Origin of the sequence: Serratia sp. CY71090 (assembly GCF_052166845.1) — a bacterium.
Lineage (GTDB): Bacteria > Pseudomonadota > Gammaproteobacteria > Enterobacterales > Enterobacteriaceae > Serratia > Serratia nematodiphila.
In genome coordinates, this window is the sequence record NZ_JBJNOA010000026.1 from 1 (window position 1) to 1,960 (window position 1,960).

General features: G+C 53.2%; 2 rRNA genes. Both read left to right on the top strand.

The window, feature by feature from the left end:
- Nucleotides 1-1,733: ribosomal RNA gene (locus tag ACJ8OK_RS24255) — 23S ribosomal RNA — on the top strand; the annotation flags it as partial.
- A gap of 104 nt (nucleotides 1,734-1,837) precedes the next feature.
- Nucleotides 1,838-1,953 (top strand): 5S ribosomal RNA (rrf, locus tag ACJ8OK_RS24260).
- The last annotated feature ends 7 nt before the right edge of the window (nucleotides 1,954-1,960 follow it).

Sequence of the window (1,960 nt, forward strand, 5' to 3'; positions counted from 1 at the left end):
GCGTTGTTGGGTAGGGGAGCGTTCTGTAAGCCGTTGAAGGTGGCCTGTGAGGGTTGCTGGAGGTATCAGAAGTGCGAATGCTGACATAAGTAACGATAAAGCGGGTGAAAAGCCCGCTCGCCGGAAGACCAAGGGTTCCTGTCCAACGTTAATCGGGGCAGGGTGAGTCGACCCCTAAGGCGAGGCTGAAAAGCGTAGTCGATGGGAAACAGGTTAATATTCCTGTACTTGGTGTTACTGCGAAGGGGGGACGGAGAAGGCTAGGCTGGCCGGGCGACGGTTGTCCCGGTTTAAGCGTGTAGGGGGTGTGACCTGGTAAATCCGGTTGCATGCTAACCCTGAGGCGTGATGACGATGCACTACGGTGCAGAAGTAGTTGATGCCCTGCTTCCAGGAAAATCCTCTAAGCTCCAGGTAACATTAAATCGTACCCCAAACCGACACAGGTGGTCAGGTAGAGAATACCAAGGCGCTTGAGAGAACTCGGGTGAAGGAACTAGGCAAAATGGTGCCGTAACTTCGGGAGAAGGCACGCTGGCATGTAGGTGAAGTCCCTTGCGGATGGAGCTGAAGCCAGTCGAAGATACCAGCTGGCTGCAACTGTTTAATAAAAACACAGCACTGTGCAAACACGAAAGTGGACGTATACGGTGTGACGCCTGCCCGGTGCTGGAAGGTTAATTGATGGGGTCAGCCGCAAGGCGAAGCTCTTGATCGAAGCCCCAGTAAACGGCGGCCGTAACTATAACGGTCCTAAGGTAGCGAAATTCCTTGTCGGGTAAGTTCCGACCTGCACGAATGGCGTAATGATGGCCAGGCTGTCTCCACCCGAGACTCAGTGAAATTGAACTCGCTGTGAAGATGCAGTGTACCCGCGGCAAGACGGAAAGACCCCGTGAACCTTTACTATAGCTTGACACTGAACATTGAGCCTTGATGTGTAGGATAGGTGGGAGGCTTTGAAGCGTGGACGCCAGTCTGCGTGGAGCCATCCTTGAAATACCACCCTTTAATGTTTGATGTTCTAACTCGGCCCCATAATCTGGGGTGAGGACAGTGTCTGGTGGGTAGTTTGACTGGGGCGGTCTCCTCCCAAAGAGTAACGGAGGAGCACGAAGGTTAGCTAATCACGGTCGGACATCGTGAGGTTAGTGCAAAGGCATAAGCTAGCTTGACTGCGAGAGTGACGGCTCGAGCAGGTACGAAAGTAGGTCTTAGTGATCCGGTGGTTCTGAATGGAAGGGCCATCGCTCAACGGATAAAAGGTACTCCGGGGATAACAGGCTGATACCGCCCAAGAGTTCATATCGACGGCGGTGTTTGGCACCTCGATGTCGGCTCATCACATCCTGGGGCTGAAGTAGGTCCCAAGGGTATGGCTGTTCGCCATTTAAAGTGGTACGCGAGCTGGGTTTAGAACGTCGTGAGACAGTTCGGTCCCTATCTGCCGTGGGCGTTGGAAGATTGAGAGGGGTTGCTCCTAGTACGAGAGGACCGGAGTGAACGCACCACTGGTGTTCGGGTTGTCATGCCAATGGCATTGCCCGGTAGCTAAGTGCGGAAAAGATAAGCGCTGAAAGCATCTAAGCGCGAAACTTGCCTCAAGATGAGTCTTCCCTGGGCCTTCAAGGCCCCTGAAGGAACGTTTAAGACTAAGACGTTGATAGGCTGGGTGTGTAAGTGCAGCGATGCATTGAGCTAACCAGTACTAATGATCCGTGAGGCTTAACCTTACAACACCGAAGGTGTTTTGGTGAGACCGAGACAATATTCAGCTTGTTGACAGATTGGATTGACTGGCTTCAGCGATGAAGCGGGTTGATTAAAACAGAATTTGCCTGGCGGCAATAGCGCGGTGGTCCCACCTGACCCCATGCCGAACTCAGAAGTGAAACGCCGTAGCGCCGATGGTAGTGTGGGGTCTCCCCATGCGAGAGTAGGACACTGCCAGGCATCAAAT